The 19,313-nt window shown below is 68.5% G+C and carries 15 protein-coding genes and 8 tRNA genes; 17 read left to right on the top strand and 6 right to left on the bottom strand.

Features of this window, described 5'->3' with window-relative positions; translation table 11 throughout:
- Positions 1 to 754 (top strand): cell envelope integrity protein CreD (gene creD, locus E4F61_RS12025; protein WP_162301484.1); only part of this gene is annotated, 754 nt, incomplete at its 5' end.
- Positions 755 to 787: 33 nt separating this feature from the next.
- On the opposite strand, the gene ppx is transcribed toward creD, so the two are convergent.
- The 5 genes from ppx to E4F61_RS12000 form a co-directional block, all read right to left on the bottom strand.
- The gene (ppx, locus tag E4F61_RS12020) at positions 788 to 2,317 is read right to left on the bottom strand and encodes an exopolyphosphatase (protein ID WP_133479894.1); all 1,530 of its coding nucleotides are present in this window, start codon (positions 2,315 to 2,317) and stop codon (positions 788 to 790) included.
- The gene (gene ppk1 / locus E4F61_RS12015) at positions 2,314 to 4,389 is read right to left on the bottom strand and encodes a polyphosphate kinase 1 (RefSeq protein ID WP_133479893.1); all 2,076 of its coding nucleotides are present in this window, start codon (positions 4,387 to 4,389) and stop codon (positions 2,314 to 2,316) included. Before ppk1 ends, ppx begins: the two co-directional genes overlap by 4 nt.
- Complete coding sequence (gene phoR / locus E4F61_RS12010; protein WP_133479892.1) at positions 4,386 to 5,720, bottom strand: phosphate regulon sensor histidine kinase PhoR; 1,335 nt, start codon at positions 5,718 to 5,720, stop codon at positions 4,386 to 4,388. Before phoR ends, ppk1 begins: the two co-directional genes overlap by 4 nt.
- A 43-nt stretch (positions 5,721 to 5,763) precedes the next feature.
- Positions 5,764 to 6,471 (bottom strand): phosphate regulon transcriptional regulator PhoB, encoded by a 708-nt coding sequence (phoB, locus tag E4F61_RS12005; protein WP_133479891.1) that lies wholly within the window; start codon positions 6,469 to 6,471, stop codon positions 5,764 to 5,766.
- A 66-nt stretch (positions 6,472 to 6,537) separates the two neighbouring features.
- Positions 6,538 to 8,151, bottom strand: coding sequence for a M48 family metalloprotease (locus E4F61_RS12000; RefSeq protein ID WP_133479890.1), 1,614 nt, complete (start codon positions 8,149 to 8,151; stop codon positions 6,538 to 6,540).
- 159 nt (positions 8,152 to 8,310) lie between these two features.
- On the opposite strand from E4F61_RS12000, the gene grxC reads away from it, so the two are divergent.
- The 3 genes from grxC (at position 8,311) to E4F61_RS11985 (ending at position 10,192) form a co-directional block, all read left to right on the top strand.
- Positions 8,311 to 8,583, top strand: a complete 273-nt coding sequence (grxC, locus tag E4F61_RS11995; protein WP_133479889.1) for a glutaredoxin 3 — start codon at positions 8,311 to 8,313, stop codon at positions 8,581 to 8,583.
- A 148-nt stretch (positions 8,584 to 8,731) separates the two neighbouring features.
- On the top strand, positions 8,732 to 9,064 hold the full coding sequence (locus E4F61_RS11990; protein ID WP_133479895.1) for a carboxymuconolactone decarboxylase family protein: 333 nt from the start codon (positions 8,732 to 8,734) through the stop codon (positions 9,062 to 9,064).
- 120 nt (positions 9,065 to 9,184) lie between these two features.
- Positions 9,185 to 10,192: an isocitrate dehydrogenase gene (locus E4F61_RS11985; protein ID WP_133479888.1), complete on the top strand. Its 1,008-nt coding sequence runs from the start codon at positions 9,185 to 9,187 to the stop codon at positions 10,190 to 10,192.
- 60 nt (positions 10,193 to 10,252) lie between these two features.
- Here E4F61_RS11985 and E4F61_RS11980 read toward each other — a convergent pair whose 3' ends face one another.
- Positions 10,253 to 11,011: a Bax inhibitor-1/YccA family protein gene (locus E4F61_RS11980; protein ID WP_162301483.1), complete on the bottom strand. Its 759-nt coding sequence runs from the start codon at positions 11,009 to 11,011 to the stop codon at positions 10,253 to 10,255.
- 133 nt (positions 11,012 to 11,144) lie between these two features.
- Between E4F61_RS11980 and E4F61_RS11975 the strand changes: the two genes are divergently transcribed.
- From E4F61_RS11975 to E4F61_RS11915, 13 genes are all read left to right on the top strand, one after another.
- A tRNA-Pro gene (locus E4F61_RS11975) sits at positions 11,145 to 11,221 on the top strand.
- A gap of 42 nt (positions 11,222 to 11,263) precedes the next feature.
- Positions 11,264 to 11,337: transfer RNA gene (locus E4F61_RS11970), tRNA-Arg, on the top strand.
- Positions 11,338 to 11,445: 108 nt separating this feature from the next.
- A tRNA-His gene (locus E4F61_RS11965) sits at positions 11,446 to 11,522 on the top strand.
- A gap of 52 nt (positions 11,523 to 11,574) precedes the next feature.
- Positions 11,575 to 11,650 (top strand) — tRNA-Lys (locus E4F61_RS11960).
- A 52-nt stretch (positions 11,651 to 11,702) separates the two neighbouring features.
- Positions 11,703 to 11,787 (top strand) — tRNA-Leu (locus E4F61_RS11955).
- Between the two features lie 295 nt (positions 11,788 to 12,082).
- Positions 12,083 to 13,381 carry a trigger factor gene (gene tig, locus E4F61_RS11950; RefSeq protein WP_133479886.1) on the top strand — a complete coding sequence of 433 codons (1,299 nt, stop codon included), beginning with the start codon at positions 12,083 to 12,085 and terminating at the stop codon, positions 13,379 to 13,381.
- Between the two features lie 72 nt (positions 13,382 to 13,453).
- Positions 13,454 to 14,080 (top strand): ATP-dependent Clp endopeptidase proteolytic subunit ClpP, encoded by a 627-nt coding sequence (clpP, locus tag E4F61_RS11945; protein ID WP_133479885.1) that lies wholly within the window; start codon positions 13,454 to 13,456, stop codon positions 14,078 to 14,080.
- A gap of 149 nt (positions 14,081 to 14,229) precedes the next feature.
- Positions 14,230 to 15,519 (top strand): ATP-dependent Clp protease ATP-binding subunit ClpX, encoded by a 1,290-nt coding sequence (clpX, locus tag E4F61_RS11940; protein WP_133479884.1) that lies wholly within the window; start codon positions 14,230 to 14,232, stop codon positions 15,517 to 15,519.
- 300 nt (positions 15,520 to 15,819) lie between these two features.
- A complete protein-coding gene (gene lon, locus E4F61_RS11935) occupies positions 15,820 to 18,249 on the top strand; it encodes an endopeptidase La (protein ID WP_133479883.1) in 2,430 nt (809 codons plus the stop codon).
- Between the two features lie 212 nt (positions 18,250 to 18,461).
- Complete coding sequence (locus E4F61_RS11930; protein ID WP_133479882.1) at positions 18,462 to 18,734, top strand: HU family DNA-binding protein; 273 nt, start codon at positions 18,462 to 18,464, stop codon at positions 18,732 to 18,734.
- 39 nt (positions 18,735 to 18,773) lie between these two features.
- Positions 18,774 to 18,848, top strand: a tRNA-Val gene (locus tag E4F61_RS11925).
- 31 nt (positions 18,849 to 18,879) lie between these two features.
- Positions 18,880 to 18,956: transfer RNA gene (locus E4F61_RS11920), tRNA-Asp, on the top strand.
- 104 nt (positions 18,957 to 19,060) lie between these two features.
- Positions 19,061 to 19,137 (top strand) — tRNA-Asp (locus tag E4F61_RS11915).
- Positions 19,138 to 19,313: the final 176 nt, after the last annotated feature.

The following is a 19,313-nucleotide window of genomic DNA, read 5'->3' as shown; positions in this document are numbered from 1 at the left end:
CCTCGACCTGCAGCTGGCGGGCGCGGAGTCGCTCGCGGTCGTGCCGATCGGCAAGCGCAACCGCATCGACCTCGCGTCCACGTGGCGCCATCCGAGCTTCCAGGGCCTGTCGCCCTGGCGCAGCCGCATCGATGCGACGGGCTTCCGCGCCCAGTGGCAGGTCGCCTCCGTCGCGACCGACGCGCAGCGGCAGTACCTCGCGGGTCGCGGAACGGTGCCGTTCGGCGACCCGTCGGCCGCGCGCGCGGATCCGGGCGTGGGAGTCGACACGCTCGGCGTGGTGCTGGCCGACCCGGTCGATGCCTATACGCAGGCCGACCGCGCGACCAAGTACGGCGTGCTGTTCGTCGTGCTCACGTTCGTCGGTTTCTTCATGTTCGAGCTGGTGAAGCAGGTGCGCATCCACCCGATCCAGTACGGCCTCGTGGGACTCGCGCTGGTCATCTTTTTCCTGTTGTTGGTGAGCCTCAGCGAGCACGTCGCCTTCGGCCTCGCGTATCTCGCCGCGAGCGTCGCCTGCATCGGCCTGATCGGCTTCTACCTGAGCGCCGTGCTGCGTAGCGCCGCCCGCGGCACGGCATTCGCCGCGATGCTCGCGCTCCTGTACGCCGCGTTGTACGGGCTGCTGATTTCCGAGGACAACGCGCTGGTGCTGGGCGCCGGCCTGCTGTTCGCGATCCTCGCCGGGATCATGATCGTGACCCGCCGCGTCGACTGGTACCGGCTCGGCGCGCCGAGCCCCGGCGCCGCGTGACGGGCACGCGGAGCGGCCGCCGCCCGGCGGCCGCTACTGCGTCTCGAGCGCGAGTTCCATGCCGAGCCCGTCGAAATAGCCCTGTTCGGTGCGCAGGTCGGCCTTGAGCAGCGGGCGCGCGTCGAGCCAGCGCGTCGCCAGCGTCAGCACCAGCCGTTCGCCCTCGAGGCGCGCGCCGAGTTGCGGGACGGGCTCGTCGTCGCGGCCGCGGTGCAGCACGACGGCCACGCGGAGCAGCGCGGCCAATCGCCGCGCCGCGCCGAGCAGGCGGTCGGGCAGGGCATCGAAATCGGACTTGTGCACGCGGCGACGATGCGTGCGGATCAGCGCGGCCAGGAACTGCTGCTGCTGCTGCGAGAAGCCGGCGATGTCGGAGTTCTCGACGATGTACGCCCCGTGCAGGTGGTACTTGCTGTGCGCGATCGTGAGGCCGAGCTCGTGCAGGCGCGCGGCGCGCGCGAGCATCAGGCGGTCGTCCTCGTCGAGCGGTGCGTCGGCGGCCACCTGGTCGAACAGGCGGAGCGCCGTCTGCTCGACGCGCTCGGCCTGCGCGCGGTCGATGCCGTAACGCTCCGTCAGCGCGGTGACCGAGGCTACGCGCGGATCGTCGGAACCGCCGCGGCCGAGCATGTCGTAGAGGATGCCCTCGCGCATCGCAGCCTTGCTGACGGCGAGCCGCTGCAGGCCCAGCGCGTCGAACGCCGCCTCCATGACCAGAAGTCCGCCCGCGATGATCGGCTGGCGGTCGTCCGACAGGCCGGGCAGGTCGATGTCGTCGATATGGCCGGCCTGCAGCAGGCGATCGCGCACCTGCGGCAGCGCCTCGGCCGTCACCGCGCCCTTGGTCAGCTTCATCGCCGCGCAGATCTCGCCGATGGCCTTGGCGGTGCCGGACGAGCCCAGCGCCTCGTCCCAGCCCAGCGCCCGGTACGTGCCGGCGAACTGCTGCAGCTCGGCGCTGACGGCGGCCACCCCCGACTTCCATTGCTTGCGCGACAGCTTGCCGTCGGCGAAGAAGCGCCGTGTGGTGGCGATCGCGCCGACCTGCACGCTCTCGCGCTCGATCGCCTCGAAGCCGGTGCCGATGATGAATTCGGTCGAGCCGCCGCCGATGTCGATCACCAGCCGCAGGTGGCCCGCCTTCGGCGGTTGCTCGTGGGCGACGCCCAGGTAGACCAGACGCGCCTCCTCGCGGCCGGAGACGACTTCGATCGGATGCCCGAGCGCGCTTTCGGCCGGCGCCAGGAACGCCTGCGGCAGCGACAGGCGCCGCACGGTGTTCGTGGCGATGGCGCGCACGTGCGCGGGCGGGATGTCGCGCAGCCGCTGCCCGAACCGCGCAAGGCATTCGAGCGCACGCTCGCGCACCGGCGCGGTCAGGCCGCCCTTGCCGTCCAGGCCCTCGGCCAACCGCACGGTTTCCTTGATCCGGTCGACGATGCGCAGCTGGCCCAGCACGTAGCTCGCCACCACCATGTGGAAGCTGTTGGAACCCAGGTCGACGGCCGCGAGCAGGTCGCCGTCCTTCAGCGGCAGCCGCGCGGTATGCAGGAGTCCGTTCATCCGCAGAGCTTCGCCAGCAGCTTGAGCTGCGCCGAATGCGGCTGCTCGCCGTCGGCGGGTCGCACGCGGCGGTATTCGCCGTCGGCCGACAGCGCCCAGGCATTGCAGTTGTCGGCGAGGTAGTTCTCCAGCGCCTCAGCGAAGATGCGCCGCTCCACGCGCGGATCGACGATCACAAAGCCCGTCTCGACGCGGCGCAGCAGGTTGCGCTCCAGCCAGTCGGCGCTGCCGCAAAGCAGTTCGTGCTCGCCACCGTTCTCGAACCAGTACACGCGCGAATGCTCGAGGAAGCGGCCGACGATCGAGCGCACGTGGATGTTCTCGGACACGCCCGGTACGCCGGGTCGCAGCGAACATGCCCCGCGCACGATGAGGTCGATGCGCACGCCGGCCTGCGAGGCGCGGTACAGCGCGCGGATCACCTGCGGCTCGTTGAGCGCGTTCATCTTGGCGATGATCCGTGCCGGCTTGCCGGCCTGCGCGTTTCGGGCTTCCCGCTCGATGCGCATGAGGATCCCGCTGTGCAGCGTGAACGGCGACTGCAGCATCCGGCGCAGTTCGAGCGAGGGCGCGAGGCCGGAGATCTGCTGGAAGATCAGGTGCACGTCGTGGCCGATGTCGGCATCGGCGGTGAGCAGGCCGATGTCGGTGTACGTACGCGCGGTGCCGGAATGGTAGTTGCCCGTGCCCAGGTGCACGTAGCGGCACAGGCCGCGGCCTTCGCGGCGGACGATCAGCAGCATCTTCGCGTGGGTCTTGTAGCCGACCACGCCGTAGACCACCTGCACGCCCGCCGCCTGCAGCCGGTCGGCCAGGCCGAGGTTGGCCTCCTCGTCGAAGCGCGCGCGCAGCTCGACGACCACGGTGACGTCCTTGCCGTTGCGCGCGGCCTGGATCAGGTGCTCGACGATCGGCGAGTCCTTGCCCGCACGGTAGAGCGTCTGCTTGATCGCGAGCACGTGCGGATCCTCCGCCGCCTGCCGCAGCAGCTCGAGCACGGGCGTGAACGAATCGAACGGGTGGTGCAGCACCACGTCGTGCGCGGCGATCGTCTCGAACATGGACTCGACGCCGGGCAGGATGCGCGGCGTGAACGGCGGGAACTTGAGGTCGGGCCGCTTGACCAGGTCGTAGACCTGGATCGCGCGGTTGAGGTTCACCGGGCCGTTGATGCGGTAGACCGCGCTCTCGTCGAGCTCGAAGTTCGCGAGCAGCAGCCCCACGATGTCGGCCGGGCACTGCTCGGCGATCTCCAGCCGCACGGCGCGCATATAGCCGCGACCGAGCAGCTCGTCCTTGAGCGCCAGCGCGAGGTTCTCGACTTCCTCCTCGTCGACCAGCAGCTCGGAGTTGCGCGTGACGCGGAACTGGTAGGCGCCCTTCACCGTCATGCCGGGGAAGAGCTCGTCGACGAAGGCCGACAGCACGGCCGACAGGAACACGAAGTCCGTGGGCCCGCCGGACACCGCCTCCGGCAGCTGGATGATGCGGGGCAGCGAGCGCGGGGCGCGGACGATGGCGAGATGGCCCGCGCGACCGAACGCATCGCGGCCCTCCAGCACCACCACGATGTTCAGCGACTTGTTGAGGATCTTCGGGAACGGATGCGCCGGGTCCAGCCCGAGCGGCGACAGCACCGGCAGGATCTCGTCGAGGAAATGCGCACGGAGCCAGTCGGTCTGGGCATCGGACCACGCATCGCGGTGCAGCACGCGCACGCCCGCATCCGACAACGCGGGGCGCAGCACCGTATTCCAGCAGTCGTACTGCGCGGCCACGAGTTCGGCGGCGCGCTCGTGGATGCGGCCGAGCGTGGCGGCCGGCACGAGACCGTCGGGGCCGGCGGCGAGACCCAGCTCCTGCGCGTGCTGCAGCGTGCCGGCGCGGATCTCGAAGAACTCGTCGAGGTTCGTGCAGCTGATGCACAGGTAGCGCAGGCGCTCGAGCAACGGCACGGCGTCGTCCTGCGCCTGGGCGAGGACGCGGAAGTTGAAGTCCAGCTGCGACAGCTCGCGGTTGAAGTACAGCGACGGCTCGCGCAGCAGGTCGTCCGCGCTCTCGTGATCGCTCATGCGGTGTGCTCCAGGGGCAGGCGCGGGCGCACGCGCGCCGCGCCGAAATGACAGGAAAAGGTGCTGCCGACGCCGACGTCGCTGCGCACGTCGAGCCGGGCCTGGTGCAGCGCGAGCACGTGCTTGGCGATGGCGAGGCCGAGGCCGGTGCCGCCGCTCTCGCGCGAGCGGCTGTTGGATACGCGGTAGAACCGTTCGGTGATGCGCGGCAGGTGCGCGGCGGGAATGCCGTAACCGGTGTCGGTGACTGACAGCGCGACGCCTTCGCCGCCGTCGGCATCGCGCTCGCGTTCCCATGCGATGCGGATGCGCCCGCCGGCGGGCGTGTAGCGCACCGCATTGGCGACGAGATTGGAGAACGCGCTGTGCAATTCCTTCGGGGAGCCGTGGAGGTCCACGCCGGCGCTGTCCCCGACGTCGATTTCGTGACGCCCCTGGCTGAGGGCCTGCGCCTCGCGGCGCAGCGCGGCCAGCATCCCGGCCATCGGCACGGTTTCGTCCGTGGGCAGGTCCACGCGCGACTCCAGCCTCGACAGCGTCAGCAGGTCCTCGACCAGCTGTGTCATGCGCGTCGACTGCCGCTGCATTTCCTCCAGCATCGGCGCCCATTCGGGCTGCTCGGCCGGATCGAGCATGTCGAGATAGCCATGCAGCACGGTCAGTGGCGTGCGCAGCTCGTGCGAGACGTTGGCGACGAAATCGCGCCGCATCTGCTCCAGCTGCAGCAGCCGGCTGACGTCGCGTGCGACCAGCAGCCACAGGTCGTCGGAGTAGGGCAGCAGGCGCAGGCTCAGCGTGGCCGTCGAATCGAGCGGCGAGCCCGCCTCCAGCGGCCCGGCGCGGCGGCCGCGGGCCAGCCACGACGCGAGCGGCAGCGCGGGCAGGCGCGCCACGATCGACGCCTGCAGGTCGGTCGGATAGCGCAGCCCGAGCAACGTCGTGCCGGCCTCGTTGAACCACACGATGCGCTGCGTCTCGCGTTCGACCACGATCACCGCGTCCGGCAGCACGGAGGCCGCGGCGCGGTACGCCCGCAACATGGCGACGAGCCGCCGCTTTCGCAGCCGCGTGCTGGTCTGCCGACGATGCAGCACGCGTTCGATCTCGCCCTGGATGTCCGGCGACACATCCGGCCGCGCATGGCGGCCCGAAGTCAGGTGTTCGACGAGGGTGCGCGTGCGCCACGCCTGCCAGCCCAGCGCGACGAGCGCGCCGATCGCCGTACCCAGCGATGGCCGCCCGGCGATCGCGCCGCACAGCAGCCCGGCAGCCACCGTCGCGCCGACGAGGCCGAGCGTTCGCAGCCAGGCGGAGCGGGCGCTGGACGTCATGCCGGCAGTCTAAACGGCGGCGGCCGGCATGCGGCCGGCGTGTTCACTGCTCGGGCGCGGCGGAAAACCGGTAACCCGCGCCGCGCACGGTCTGCACCATGCCGTCGAGACCGGTCGGCTCGAGGGTCTTGCGCAGCCGGCGGATGTGCACGTCGATCGTGCGCTCCTCGACATAGACGCTGCCGCCCCAGACGTGGTCGAGCAGCTGCGACCGCGAGTACACGCGGTCGGGATGCGTCATGAAGAAGTGCAGCAGGCGGTATTCGGTGGGCCCGATCTGCACCGTCTGCTCGCCGGCATCGGTGCGCGCGATGACGCGATGCGCCGCCCCGTCGATGCGCAGGTCGCCCACCACGATCGAGCCGTGCTCGTCGTCCTCGCGCGAGCGGCGCAGCACCGCGCGGATGCGGGCGAGCAGCTCGCGCGCCGAGAACGGCTTCACCACGTAGTCGTCGACACCGGCCTCGAGACCGCCCACGCGGTCGTTCTCCTCGCCACGCGCGGTCAGCATGATGATCGGGACCTCGCGCGTCAGCGATTCGCGACGCCAGCGGCGCGCCAGCTCCAGGCCGCTGGTGCCGGGCAGCATCCAGTCGAGCAGGATCAGGTCGGGGACGCGGTCGGCGATGGCTTCCTGCGCCTCGCGGGCATCGCCGGCGTGCACGGGGTCGAACTCGCCCTTGCGCAGGGCGAACGCGACCATGTCGCGGATCGCGGGCTCGTCTTCGACGATGAGGATGCGCTTGTGCACGCGGCTACCGGCTCATTCGGACGCGGTCACTACACTACCGCCCGGTTACAGCCCGATGACAGCCGCTCAGCGCTTGAGGTCTTCGTCGCGGATGCCCTGGCGGCGCAGTTCCAGCACCGTCGGCGTGATCTCGGCGATGCGCGCGTCGATCCGCGTGCGGGCGTAGTAGTCGAGGTCCGGGCGCTTCTTCAGGGTATTGAGCTGCACCAGCGCCTGTTCCGGACGGCCGCTCAGGTAGGCGGCCTCGGCATGCGCCTCGCCCGCCCGGACGGGATCGCCGGCGATCTCGCTGGCCCGCGCGTAGGTGCGCTGGAAGACCGGGTCGTCCGCCAGGCTGCCCATCAGCGGCCGCAGGATCGCCTGCGCGCGCTTGCCCGCGGCGGGGCTGCTGCGCTCGCCGAGCACCTTGGCGTAGGTCAGCACGACGGCGCGGCTGCCGGGCGTCTTGCGCACGAGGTTCTCGAATCGCGCGTCGGCGGCGGCGCCGTTGCCGGTGGCGGCCTCGACCTCGCCCAGCGCCAGCTGCGGCCAGAGCTCGCCGGGCTTGCGCGCGACCACGCCTGACAGCAGCGGCAGCGCGGCCCGCGGCTGGCCCGACAGCATGTGCGCGACCGCGAGCCCGTACTGCTCGGCGTCGGTCAGTTCGCGCGCGCGCCGGATCGACGCGTATTCCTGGACGGCCGTCGCCGGCGTGAGCGCGCTGAGCACGCGCAGCCGCTCGCGGGCGTAGTCGAAGAGGCCGGTCGGGCCGGTCCCGGTGCCCGCCTCGACACGCAGGCCACCCGGCAGCATCGGGTTGTCGGAGGCGAAGGTGCCCGTGTACGCGGGCTGCGCGCGCAGGCGCTCGGCCCGCTCGCGCGCTTCGGTCACGCGCGAGACGGTCATGGGGTGGCTGCGCAGGTAGTCCGGCGCTTCGTCGCCGAAGGCGCTGGCCTCGTTCGTGCGCATGCGCGACTGCAGCTTCGAAAAGAAATCCGCCATGCCGCGCGGGTCGAAGTGGCTGCGCGCCAGCAGCTGCATGCCGACGCGATCGGCCTCGGCCTCGTTGGAACGGGTGTAGTTGATCTGGCGCTGCGCCGACAGCCCGACCGCCGCTGCCATCGCCGCCTGCGCCGCGTCGTCGGCCGAATTGCCGTGCGCCTGCTGCGCGATGACGATCGCGCCCAGGATGCCCAGCAGCGTCGGCAACTGGTCCTGTTTCTGCCGTTCGACGCTGCGGAGCACGTGCTTCTGCGTGACGTGCGAGATCTCGTGCGCGAGCACGCTCGCGACCTCGTCCTCGCGGTCCGCCGCCAGCACGAGGCCGGAGTTCATGCCGACGTAGCCGCCTAGGGTGGCGAAGGCGTTGATCTGCCGGTCGCGCAGCATGAAGAAGGTGTAGTGGCGCTTGGTGTCGTCGCTCGCGCCGGCGAGGCGGTGGCCCAGCGTGTCGAGCCAGCTGTCGATCAGCGGGTCCTCGAGCACGTAGTCGAAGTGCCGCAACTGCGCGAGCGTCATCGCGCCGTAGGCCTCTTCCTGCGCCGGCGTGATCAGCTCGCCCGCGGACGAGCCGATGTCGGGCAGGCGCGACTCCTGCGCGCCGGCGAGCGGGGCGGCGAGGGCGATGACGACGGCGGCGGCGAGCAGGCTGCGAAGCAAGGTGGTGTCCCCGTGGCGGCGGCCTCGCCGCGCAGCGAGCATGCCGCGACGGCCGCCTGCGGGCGTGAATCGCCCGTTAAGTGACGGCTTCGACCACACGGCGATGGCATCGTTCCCGCGTGCGCCGCTGTGTTCCGGCCCGTGGGCTGGAAATGCCAGCACCCCATCGCCATAGTCCTTCGACCCTGCAGGAGAGCCTTCGTGAGCAGCACCGCCAACATCGTCATCTACACCACCGCCGTGTGCCCGTACTGCGTCGCGGCCAAGAACTTCCTGCAGAGCAAGGGGCAGACCTGGTCGGAAGTGCGCGTCGACACCGACCCAGCGGAGCGCCAGAAGATGACGTCGATCACCGGCCGCACCAGCGTCCCGCAGATCTTCATCAACGACACCCACGTCGGCGGCTACGACGACATGATCGCCCTGCATCGCAAGGGCGGCCTGGAGCCGCTGCTGGCCGAATCGCCGCGCTGAGCGGTCATCGCGCCCGGCCGCGGGCCCGGCGGGGCGTAGCCATGCGCACGCCGCGCCTGCGCGGCACCTCAATTTTCCGGAGCAAGACACCGTGACCAGCACCACCGAGAAGGACCGCGTCGCCGAGTTCACCGCGTTCCGCAAGCGCATGAACGAGCGGATCCTCGCCGAGCCCAACCAGGTCGTGCGCCGCTTCTTCGCGCTCGACACCCAGACCTACCAGCCCGGCGCGCTCGACGTGAAGACGAAGGAGCTGCTCGGCCTCGTGGCCTCGATGGTCCTGCGCTGCGACGACTGCATCAGCTACCACGTGGCCCAGTGCCGGGAAGCGGGCGTCAACCGCGACGAGATGTTCGAGGCCTTCTCGGTCGGCCTGGTGGTCGGCGGCTCGATCGTGATCCCGCACCTGCGCCGGGCCGTCGATTTCCTCGACCGGCTGGAGCAGGGCGAGCCTGCGCCGGCGGCCCACGACCACGCCTGAGCCGCCGTTCCGGCGGCTGCCCGCAACGAAGGCCCGGCAGTCCGCCCGGGCCTTCGGCATAATGGCGGGCTCTCATTCGGCGCCGTACGGTCCGCTGGCGCCCCAGCTCGGAACTCAGAAATGACGCAAACCATCACGGTCATCCGCGGCGACGGCATCGGCCCGGAAATCATGGACGCCACGCTGCACGTCCTGGATTCGATGAACCTCGGCCTCTCGTACGAGTTCGCGGACGCCGGGCTGGTCGCGCTCGAGAAGCAGGGCGAGCTGCTGCCGGCGGCGACGATGGAGTCGATCCACCGCAACCGCATCGCGCTCAAGAGCCCGCTCACCACGCCCGTGGGCGAGGGCTTCTCCTCGATCAACGTCGAGATGCGCAAGCGCTTCGACCTGTACGCCAACGTGCGCCCGGCGAAGTCGTTCCCGAACACCAAGTCGCGCTTCCCGTCGGGCATCGACCTGATCACCGTGCGCGAGAACACCGAAGGCGCGTACAGCGCCGAGGGCCAGCAGGTGTCGGAGGACGGCGAGACCGCCACGTCGATCACGCGCACCACGCGCCGCGGTTCCGAGCGCATCGTGCGCTACGCCTTCGAGCTCGCGCGCCGCACGGGCCGCAAGAAGGTCACCGTGGTGCACAAGGCGAACATCCTCAAGTCGACGTCGGGCCTGTTCCTGAAGACCGCCCGCACGGTCGCGCAGGAGTATCCCGACATCGAGTGCAACGAGATGATCGTGGACAACTGCTGCATGCAGCTGGTCATGAAGCCCGAGCAGTTCGACGTGATCGTCACCACGAACCTGTTCGGCGACATCATCTCCGACCTGTGCGCCGGCCTCGTCGGCGGACTGGGCCTCGCGCCCGGCGCCAACATCGGCACCGACGCCGCGATCTTCGAAGCCGTGCACGGCACCGCGCCGGACATCGCCGGCCAGGGCAAGGCCAACCCCTGTGCACTGCTGCTCGCCGCCGCGCAGATGCTCGACCATCTCGGCAAGGTCCAGGAGGCCGAGCGCCTGCGCCATGCGATCGTGGCGACGCTCGAGGCGAAGGACTCGCTGACGCCCGACCTGGGCGGCACCGGCAACACCATGTCGTTCGCGCAGGCGATCGCCAAGCGCATCTGACCTGTCAGACGCACACGAAAAAGGCCGCCATCGGGCGGCCTTTTTCATTGGCGCGTGGGATCAGCGGCGCGACTGCAGCTTCGACAGCAGGCGCAGGATCTCGAGGTACAACCAGACCAGCGTCACCAGCAGCCCGAACGCGGCGTACCACTCCATGTACTTCGGCGCGCGGGCCTCGACGCCCTGCTCGATGAAGTCGAAGTCGAGCACCAAGTTCAGCGCCGCGATCGTGACCACCACGGCCGAGAACACGATGCCCACGGTGCCGCTGTCGTGGATGAACCCGAAGCCGCCGAAGCCGAACAGCCGCGCGCCGATGTTCACCAGGTACAGCAGGGCGATGCCGCCGGTGGCGGCGACGATGCCGAGCTTGAAGTTCTCGGTGGCGCGGATGAGGCCGCTGCGGTACGCCGCGAGCAGGGCCGCGAGGGTTCCGAACGTCAGGCCGACCGCCTGGATGACGATGCCGGGGTGGCGCGCTTCGAACACGGCCGAGATCGCGCCGATGAACAGGCCCTCGAGCACCGCGTAGGCCGGTGCGGTCACCGGCGCCCACGCCTTCTTGAAGACCGTCACCAGAGCGACCACGAAGCCGCCGAGGCCGCCGCCGAGCACGTAGGGCATCAGGGCGGCCGCGTCCTGGTTGGCGAAGTAGCGCGACCAGGGAAGGAGGGCGGCGGCGAGGGTCAGTACCAGCAGGAACGCGGTGCGGTTGACCGTGCCATTGAGCGTCATCGTGCCGGCGCGCGCATCGACGATCGCGCCGCTGCCGAGGTCAAGGAAGGCGGAACTCTTGAGGGCGGGGTTGCCGCTGCGCATGCCGGAGGCTCCGAACGGGTGAATCCGCCGAGGATAACGGGCCGCGCAAGCGGCCGCGCCGATTGACACTGAAGCGTCTGCGACTGAGAATGCCCACCCTTTCGCGGCGCTGGCGCGCGACGGAAGGTCCGGCCGGGGCATAGCGCAGTCTGGTAGCGCATCTGGTTTGGGACCAGAGGGTCGGGGGTTCGAATCCCTCTGCCCCGACCATTCCGGCGCCGCCGGACCTGCAGACGGTACCGCTCGGGATATGCGCCCGTAGCTCAACCGGATAGAGCACCGGCCTTCTAAGCCGGTGGTTGCAGGTTCGATTCCTGCCGGGCGCGCCGAGGTGCGGGCGATCGAAAGCGCGAGGAACGTTTCGCGCTGCGGCGTCCGGCGATACCGATATACTGGCGCTCTGCTGCTGTCGAGCAGTCGTCACACGTTCTACGGTGGCTGTAGCTCAGTTGGTTAGAGTCCTGGATTGTGATTCCAGATGTCGGGGGTTCGAGTCCCCTCAGCCACCCCAGTTTCGATATCGCGGTTGCGTCGATCGCGATAGGTGTTAAAATTCGCAGTACGGGCCGTTAGCTCAGTTGGTAGAGCAGTTGACTCTTAATCAATAGGTCCAAGGTTCGAATCCTTGACGGCCCACCACCTTCGAAGCACCCGGTCCCGCCGGGTGCTTTTTTCTTGGGTGGCGTACAGCGCGAAAGTGGCGGAACTGGTAGACGCACTGGATTTAGGTTCCAGCGCCGCAAGGCGTGCGGGTTCGAGTCCCGCCTTTCGCACCACGTCGTCCGGCGATGGGACGGCGCTTCCGGCGAACCGGCCGCCGCGTATCGGTGACGTGGTCGAGGCCCCGTCTCGGCCGGTGTCGCGGTAGCGCGCCACTGGACGGACCGGCGGCAGAGGTCGTGCGTCCTCACGCCCGGCCGCTCGACCCGCCACGCCGAAGCCGCCCAACTGGCGCCGCTTCATCCGATCCGCCAAACTACCGCGTTCCTCAACGCGACGCCGGCCAGCGGCCGGCGCCCGAACCGTCAGACAGATACGTGCCGCGGCGTCGCCGCGGTCACAGGAGTGGATATGCAAGTTTCGGTCGAATCCGTCGGCAATCTCGAGCGCCGCATGACCCTGAGCCTCCCGGCCGACCAGCTCGAGTCGGCGGTCGACGCGCGCCTGCGCGAGATCGCGCGCAGCGCGAAGCTCAAGGGCTTCCGTCCCGGCAAGGTGCCGACCAAGGTCATCGAGCAGCGCTATGGCCAGCAGGTCCGCAGCGAGATCCTCGACCAGATGCTGGGCGACAGCTTCCGCAATGCCGTGCGCGAAAACGCGCTGCAGCTGGCGGGTTCGCCGCGCATCGAGCCCGCGCAGGGCGACGACGGCCAGCTCGCCTTCGTGGCGGATTTCGAGGTCGTGCCGGATTTCGGCGACATCGACGTGGCCAAGCTCAAGGTCGTGCGCCACACCGCCGAGGTGACCGACGCCGACATCGACACCATGCTCGAGAACCTGCGGATGCAGCGCCGGACGTGGCAGACCGTCGAGCGCAGCGCGATGACGGGCGACCTCGTCGAGTTCGAAACGTGGTCGATGGCCGACGGGAAGCGCGTGCCGGCCGAGGGCGTCGAGCACGGCGCCGACGTGATCGGCTCGGGCATGATGTTCGAGGCGATCGAGCAGCAGCTGACCGGCACCAAGGCCGGCGAGTCGCGCCAGTTCGACGTCGAGTTCCCCGCCGACTGGCGCGTCCCGGAATTCGCCGGCAAGACGGTGCAGGTGAACATCACGGTGAACCGCGTCGCCGAAGCGGTGATGCCGGAGGTCGATGCCGAGTTCATCCGCAGCTTCGGCGTGAAGAGCGGTGATGCCGAGCAGTTCCGTGCCGAGATCCGCGCCAACCTCGAGCGTGAGCTCAAGGGGGCGCTGATGGCCCGCCTGCGTCGCGAAGTCGGCGAGCAGCTGATCGCAGCCTACGAACACGTCGAGCTGCCGCCGCGCCTGGTCGAGAATGAAGTGCGCGCCATGGCTGCGCAGGCCCTCGAGAACGCCCGCCGTCAGGGGCACGAGGGCGACCTGCCGCCTGACGCGCTGGAGCAGCTCCGCGACCCGGCGCGCAAGCGCGTCCTGGTCGGCCTGCTGGTCGGCGAGCTGGCCCGCCGCAACGAGCTGCGCCTCGACCCGCGCCGCGTGAACGAGACCATGCGCCTGATCGCCTCGACGTACGAGGAACCGCAGCAGGTCATCGAGCTCTACCGCCAGGACGCGAACCTGATGCAGGGCCTGCAGAACCGCGTGATGGAGGAGCAGGTGATCGACTGGATCGCCGAGCGCGCCGAGCATACGGAACAGCCGCTGAGCTTCGCCGAGGCGATCCGCCAGTAAGCCCTTGTGTGGCGGTCCGGCCGGCCCCACCCTTGGCTGGACCGCCAACACACAGCAGAGATTTCCCGACCCATGGACAACCGCCCCCACGCCCTCAACCTCGTGCCGATGGTGGTCGAGCAGACCAGCCGCGGCGAGCGCGCGTACGACATCTATTCGCGCCTGCTCAAGGAGCGGGTGATCTTCCTGGTCGGGCCGATCGACGACCACATGGCGAACGTGATCGTCGCGCAGATGCTGTTCCTCGAGGCGGAAAACCCCGAGAAGGACATCAACCTGTACATCAACTCGCCCGGCGGCGTGGTCACGGCCGGCATGGCGATCTACGACACCATGCAGTACATCAAGCCGGACGTGAGCACGATCTGCGTCGGCCAGGCGGCCTCGATGGGTGCCCTGCTGTTGGCCTCCGGCGCGGCCGGCAAGCGTTACGCGCTGCCGAACGCCCGCGTGATGATCCACCAGCCGCTGGGCGGCTTCCAGGGCCAGGCGTCGGACATCGACATCCACGCCCGCGAGATCCTGACCCTACGCCAGCGCCTGAACGAGATCCTCGCCAAGCACACCGGCCAGCCGATCGAGACGATCGCCCGCGACACCGAGCGCGACAACTTCAAGAGCGCCCAGGCCTCGAAGGAATACGGCCTCGTCGACCAGGTGCTCGAGCGTCGTCCCGACGAGTCGATCCAGGCCGCCTGAGCCACGGTCCGCGGGTTCCGCGGACCGCTTCACGAACCCGGAAAACCCGGCATCCCGGGCCCGCGAGGGCCTCGGGACGCTGTGCTATCCTCGGGCCGCCATTCAGCGGTGTGCCTCCACACTGCTAATCCAGCAACAGCAGGCAGAACATGAGCGACGACCGACAGGGCCGAACGGGCGAAAGCAGCAAGATCCTCTACTGCTCGTTCTGCGGGAAGAGCCAGCACGAGGTGCGCAAGCTCATCGCCGGCCCGAGCGTGTTCATCTGCGATGAATGCGTCGAACTCTGCAACGACATCATCCGCGAGGACCTCCAGGAGAAGGCGCAGTCCACGCGCAGCCATCTCCCGAAGCCGAAGGAGATCCTCGAGGTCCTCGACCAGTACGTCATCGGTCAGGCGCGTGCCAAGCGCACGCTCGCCGTGGCCGTCTACAACCATTACAAGCGCATCGAGAGCCGTCAGCGCAACGACGACGTCGAGCTCGCGAAGTCGAACATCCTGCTGGTCGGGCCGACCGGCTCGGGCAAGACGCTGCTGGCCGAGACGCTGGCGCGCCTGCTCAACGTGCCGTTCACCATGGCCGATGCGACGACGCTGACCGAAGCCGGCTACGTCGGCGAGGACGTCGAGAACATCATCCAGAAGCTGCTGCAGAAGTGCGACTACGACGTCGAGAAGGCGCAGCAGGGCATCGTCTACATCGACGAGATCGACAAGATCTCGCGCAAGTCGGACAACCCGTCGATCACGCGCGACGTGTCGGGCGAGGGCGTGCAGCAGGCGCTGCTCAAGCTGATCGAGGGCACGGTCGCGAGCGTGCCGCCGCAGGGCGGTCGCAAGCATCCCCAGCAGGAGTTCCTGCAGGTGGACACGCGCAACATCCTCTTCATCGTGGGCGGTGCGTTCGCCGGCCTGGACAAGATCATCCAGCAGCGCAGCACCGATTCCAGCGGCATCGGCTTCGGCGCCAAGGTCAAGAGCTCCGAGCGCAAGGCCGAGATCGGCAAGGTGCTGGCGGAGGTCGAGCCCGAGGACCTGATCAAGTTCGGCCTGATCCCCGAGTTCGTCGGTCGCCTGCCGGTGATCGCGACGCTCGAGGAGCTCGACGAGCCGGCGCTGGTGAAGATCCTGACCGAGCCGAAGAACGCCATCACGAAGCAGTTCAAGAAGCTGTTCGAAATGGAAGAGGTCGAGCTCGAGTTCCGCCCGGACGCGCTGGCCGCGATCGCGAAGAAGGCGCTCAAGCGCAAGACCGGCGCCCGTGGCCTGCGCACGATCGTGGAATCGGTCCTGCTGGACACCATGTACGACCTGCCGTCGCTGGAGAACGTCAGCAAGGTGGTGGTCGACGAATCGGTGATCGAGCACAAGGCCGAGCCGTACCTGATCTACCAGAACCCGCCGGCGCCGCAGGCGAAGGCCGCTTCGGGCGAGTAATCGCGGCTGAAGCGTGGCACGACGGGCGGCCCTGGCCGCCCGTCGTCGTTTCCGGCCTGAGGAATCCGTCGCGTCGTCGGCCTTCACGACGTGCGAGCCTGCGGCGCAGAGGAGGCGTTTCAATTCACGGCCGCTTGTAGCCGCGGTCATCAGAATCAAGGGCTTGTGGCTCGTGCGCGCGCTGGTACGACGCTTGCAACCCTTACCGCAAGCCCCATTAAGGGTCTGGGCGTTTCCTCCACGCCCCTTTTTCGGCGCCGGCCGCATGCTGGCCCGAGCCATGCATCCGGGAGTAGCTCAATGACCGAATCCACCGCCCGCGAGACCCAGGACCTCGCCGTCCTGCCGCTCCGCGACGTCGTGGTCTTTCCGCACATGGTCATCCCGCTGTTCGTCGGGCGGGAAAAGTCGATCCGGGCGCTCGACCACGCCATGGAATCCGACAAGCGGATCCTATTGGTGGCGCAGAAGTCGGCCGACGTCGACGATCCCACGGGCAACGATCTGTATTCGGTCGGCACCCTCGCGCATGTCCTGCAGCTGCTCAAGTTGCCTGATGGCACGATCAAGGTGCTGGTCGAGGGCGTGGCGCGCGCGAAGGTGGACAAGGTCGTCGAGCGCGACGGTGCGCTGGTCGGTCGCGCGAAGGTGATCGAGGTCGAAGCCGATCGCGACGATCGCGAGCTCGAGGCGGTCACGCGCACGCTGCTCGGCCTGTTCGAGCAGTACGTCAAGAGCAATCGCAAGCTGCCGCCGGAGCTCATGCAGACGCTGCAGGGCATCGACGACCCGGCTCGCCTCGCGGACACCATCGCCGCGCACCTCTCCGTGCGCATCTCGGAGAAGCAGCGGCTGCTGGAGGCGACGGGCGTGGGCGCACGGCTCGAAATGCTGGTGGGCTTCGTCGACGGCGAGATCGACGTGCAGCAGCTGGAGAAGCGCATCCGCGGCCGAGTGAAGTCGCAGATGGAGCGCAGCCAGCGCGAGTACTACCTCAACGAACAGATGAAGGCGATCCAGAAGGAGCTGGGCGAGCTGGACGATGCGCCGAACGACATCGAGGAGCTGACGCGCAAGATCGCCGAGGCGGGCATGCCGAAGGAGGTCGAGGCGAAGGCCAAGGCCGAGCTCAACAAGCTCAAGCAGATGTCGCCGATGTCGGCGGAGTCCGCCGTCGTGCGCAACTACCTCGACTGGCTGCTCGGCGTGCCGTGGAAGAAGCGCACGAAGGTACGCAAGGACCTGAAGGTCGCGCAGGACGTGCTCGACGCGGATCACTTCGGCCTGGAAAAGGTCAAGGAACGCATCCTCGAATATCTCGCGGTGCAGACGCGCGTGCAGAAGATGCGCGGCCCGATTCTCTGTCTCGTGGGCCCGCCGGGCGTCGGCAAGACGTCGCTCGGCCAATCGATCGCGAAGGCGACGAATCGAAAGTTCGTGCGCATGTCGCTGGGCGGCGTCCGCGACGAAGCCGAGATCCGCGGTCACCGCCGCACCTACGTCGGCTCGATGCCGGGCCGCATCGTGCAGAACCTCAACACGGTCGGCAGCAAGAACCCGCTGTTCGTGCTGGACGAGATCGACAAGATGGCCATGGACTTCCGTGGCGATCCCTCGTCGGCGCTGCTCGAGGTGCTCGATCCGGAGCAGAACAGCGCGTTTAACGATCACTACCTCGAAGTCGACCTGGACCTCTCCGAGGTCATGTTCGTCGCGACGTCGAATTCGCTGAACATCCCGGGCCCGCTGCTGGACCGCATGGAGGTCATCCGCATTCCGGGTTACACGGAGGAGGAGAAGCTCAACATCGCGGAGCGGTACCTGTTGCCGAAGCAGATCAAAGCCAACGGCCTTCGCGACGACGAACTCAAGGTGACCGACGACGCGTTGCGCGACACCATCCGGTACTACACGCGTGAGTCGGGCGTGCGCAACCTCGAGCGCCAGATCGCGAAGATCTGCCGCAAGGTGGTCAAGGAACTCGCACTCGCCGGCGCCAAGGTCCGGAAGGGCCCGGTGGTGGTGAATCCGAAGAACCTCGAGAAGTACCTCGGGGTGCAGCAGTACGACTTCGGCCGCGCCGAGGAGCAGAACGAGGTCGGTCTCGTCACCGGCCTGGCATGGACGCAGGTGGGCGGCGATCTCATGCAGATCGAGGCCGCGCTCGCCCCGGGCAAGGGCGCGATGCTGCTGACCGGCCAGCTGGGCGACGTCATGAAGGAATCCGCGTCGGCCGCGCTGTCGGTGGTGCGAGGCCGCGCCGAGCGCCTCGGCATCGACATCGATTTCCTCACCAAGCACGACCTCCACGTGCACGTGCCCGAGGGCGCAGTACCGAAGGACGGCCCGTCCGCAGGCATCGCGATGGTCACCGCGCTCGTCTCGCTGCTCACGCGCAACCCGATCAAGGCCGACGTGGCGATGACGGGCGAGGTGACGCTGCGCGGCCGCGTGCTCGCGATCGGCGGACTGCGCGAAAAGCTGCTCGCGGCGCTGCGCGGCGGCATCAAGACCGTGATCATCCCGGACGAGAACAGGAAGGACCTCGTCGACATGCCGAAGTCGGTCACCAAGGGGCTGCGGATCGTGCCGGTGAAGTGGGTCGACGAAGTGCTCGACGTCGCGCTCGAACGCCCCGTCACGCCGACCGCCGCGCCGGTGCCGGTGCCGGAGGAAATGCCGGTCCACGAGCCGCCGGTCGGCACCGTGCCGGTCGAAGTGACGCACTGATAACGCGTCGCCGGATGTGCTAGCGAGCCGGAAAGCCGCGTCGTTATTGGCTTTCCGGCTTGCACCTGTCGTGAACGCGCTGGTATAACGAGCGCCGTCCGCATCGTCCATCAGCGACGATTGGCGGGAAGTCGAACAGGGGATTCTGCCGGTCAGGGGTTTGTCCGGTTCTCAGCACATCCGCGGCCCTGCGCCGCCCACGGAGTAGAAGAATGAACAAAGCCGATTTTGTCGCGGCTATCGCCGATGCCGCCGAACTGTCGCGCACGGAAGCCGCCAATGCCGTCGACGCGATGGTCAGCGTGATCACCAAGACCCTGAAGAAGGGCGAGACGGTGACCCTCGTGGGCTTCGGGACGTTCGAGGTCCGCTCGCGTGCCGCGCGTCAGGGTCGCAACCCGAAGACGGGCGAGACGATCAAGATCGCTGCTTCGAAGAATCCGTCGTTCAAGGCTGGCAAGGCCCTGAAGGACGCTGTAAACTAAATAGCTCGCCCGCCAGCGCCGCTTGTGGCTGGTCGATCCGGGTGCTTAGCTCAGTGGTAGAGCGTCTCCTTTACACGGAGAGGGTCGGGGGTTCGAAACCCTCAGCACCCACCACGGCGGCACTGCAGGCGAAGAGTTTGAGCGCGGAGCGGTAGTTCAGTCGGTTAGAATGCTGGCCTGTCACGCCGGAGGTCGCGGGTTCGAGTCCCGTCCGCTCCGCCAGTTGTTCCGGAGGCGCCGTTCGCGGCGCCTTCGTTTTCCGGACCGCACGCCGGGCAGCAATGCGAATGTCGCGGGCAGCTGCACAGCTGTCGAGCAGTAGAAATGGAGCGGTAGTTCAGTCGGTTAGAATGCTGGCCTGTCACGCCGGAGGTCGCGGGTTCGAGTCCCGTCCGCTCCGCCAGTTGTTCCGGAGGCGCCGTTCGCGGCGCCTTCGTTTTCCGGACCGCACGCCGGGCAGCAATGCGAATGTCGCGGGCAGCTGCACAGCTGTCGAGCAGTAGAAATGGAGCGGTAGTTCAGTCGGTTAGAATGCTGGCCTGTCACGCCGGAGGTCGCGGGTTCGAGTCCCGTCCGCTC

Origin of the sequence: Cognatilysobacter segetis (assembly GCF_004359965.1) — a bacterium.
Lineage (GTDB): Bacteria > Pseudomonadota > Gammaproteobacteria > Xanthomonadales > Xanthomonadaceae > Cognatilysobacter > Cognatilysobacter segetis.
This window is presented reverse-complemented; position numbering and strand designations above follow the sequence as displayed.

Bases quoted from the DNA above. Each gene is read 5' to 3' on its own strand.
- clpP (WP_133479885.1), top strand. From the start codon at position 13,454: ATGGACAACCGCCCCCACGCCCTCAACCTCGTGCCGATGGTGGTCGAG.
- phoR (WP_133479892.1), bottom strand. From the start codon at position 5,720: ATGACGTCCAGCGCCCGCTCCGCCTGGCTGCGAACGCTCGGCCTCGTC.
- lon (WP_133479883.1), top strand. From the start codon at position 15,820: ATGACCGAATCCACCGCCCGCGAGACCCAGGACCTCGCCGTCCTGCCG.
- E4F61_RS11980 (WP_162301483.1), bottom strand. From the start codon at position 11,011: ATGCGCAGCGGCAACCCCGCCCTCAAGAGTTCCGCCTTCCTTGACCTC.
- E4F61_RS11990 (WP_133479895.1), top strand. From the start codon at position 8,732: ATGAACGAGCGGATCCTCGCCGAGCCCAACCAGGTCGTGCGCCGCTTC.
- E4F61_RS12000 (WP_133479890.1), bottom strand. From the start codon at position 8,151: ATGCTCGCTGCGCGGCGAGGCCGCCGCCACGGGGACACCACCTTGCTT.
- E4F61_RS11930 (WP_133479882.1), top strand. From the start codon at position 18,462: ATGAACAAAGCCGATTTTGTCGCGGCTATCGCCGATGCCGCCGAACTG.
- E4F61_RS11985 (WP_133479888.1), top strand. From the start codon at position 9,185: ATGACGCAAACCATCACGGTCATCCGCGGCGACGGCATCGGCCCGGAA.
- ppx (WP_133479894.1), bottom strand. From the start codon at position 2,317: ATGAACGGACTCCTGCATACCGCGCGGCTGCCGCTGAAGGACGGCGAC.
- clpX (WP_133479884.1), top strand. From the start codon at position 14,230: ATGAGCGACGACCGACAGGGCCGAACGGGCGAAAGCAGCAAGATCCTC.
- tig (WP_133479886.1), top strand. From the start codon at position 12,083: ATGCAAGTTTCGGTCGAATCCGTCGGCAATCTCGAGCGCCGCATGACC.
- ppk1 (WP_133479893.1), bottom strand. From the start codon at position 4,389: ATGAGCGATCACGAGAGCGCGGACGACCTGCTGCGCGAGCCGTCGCTG.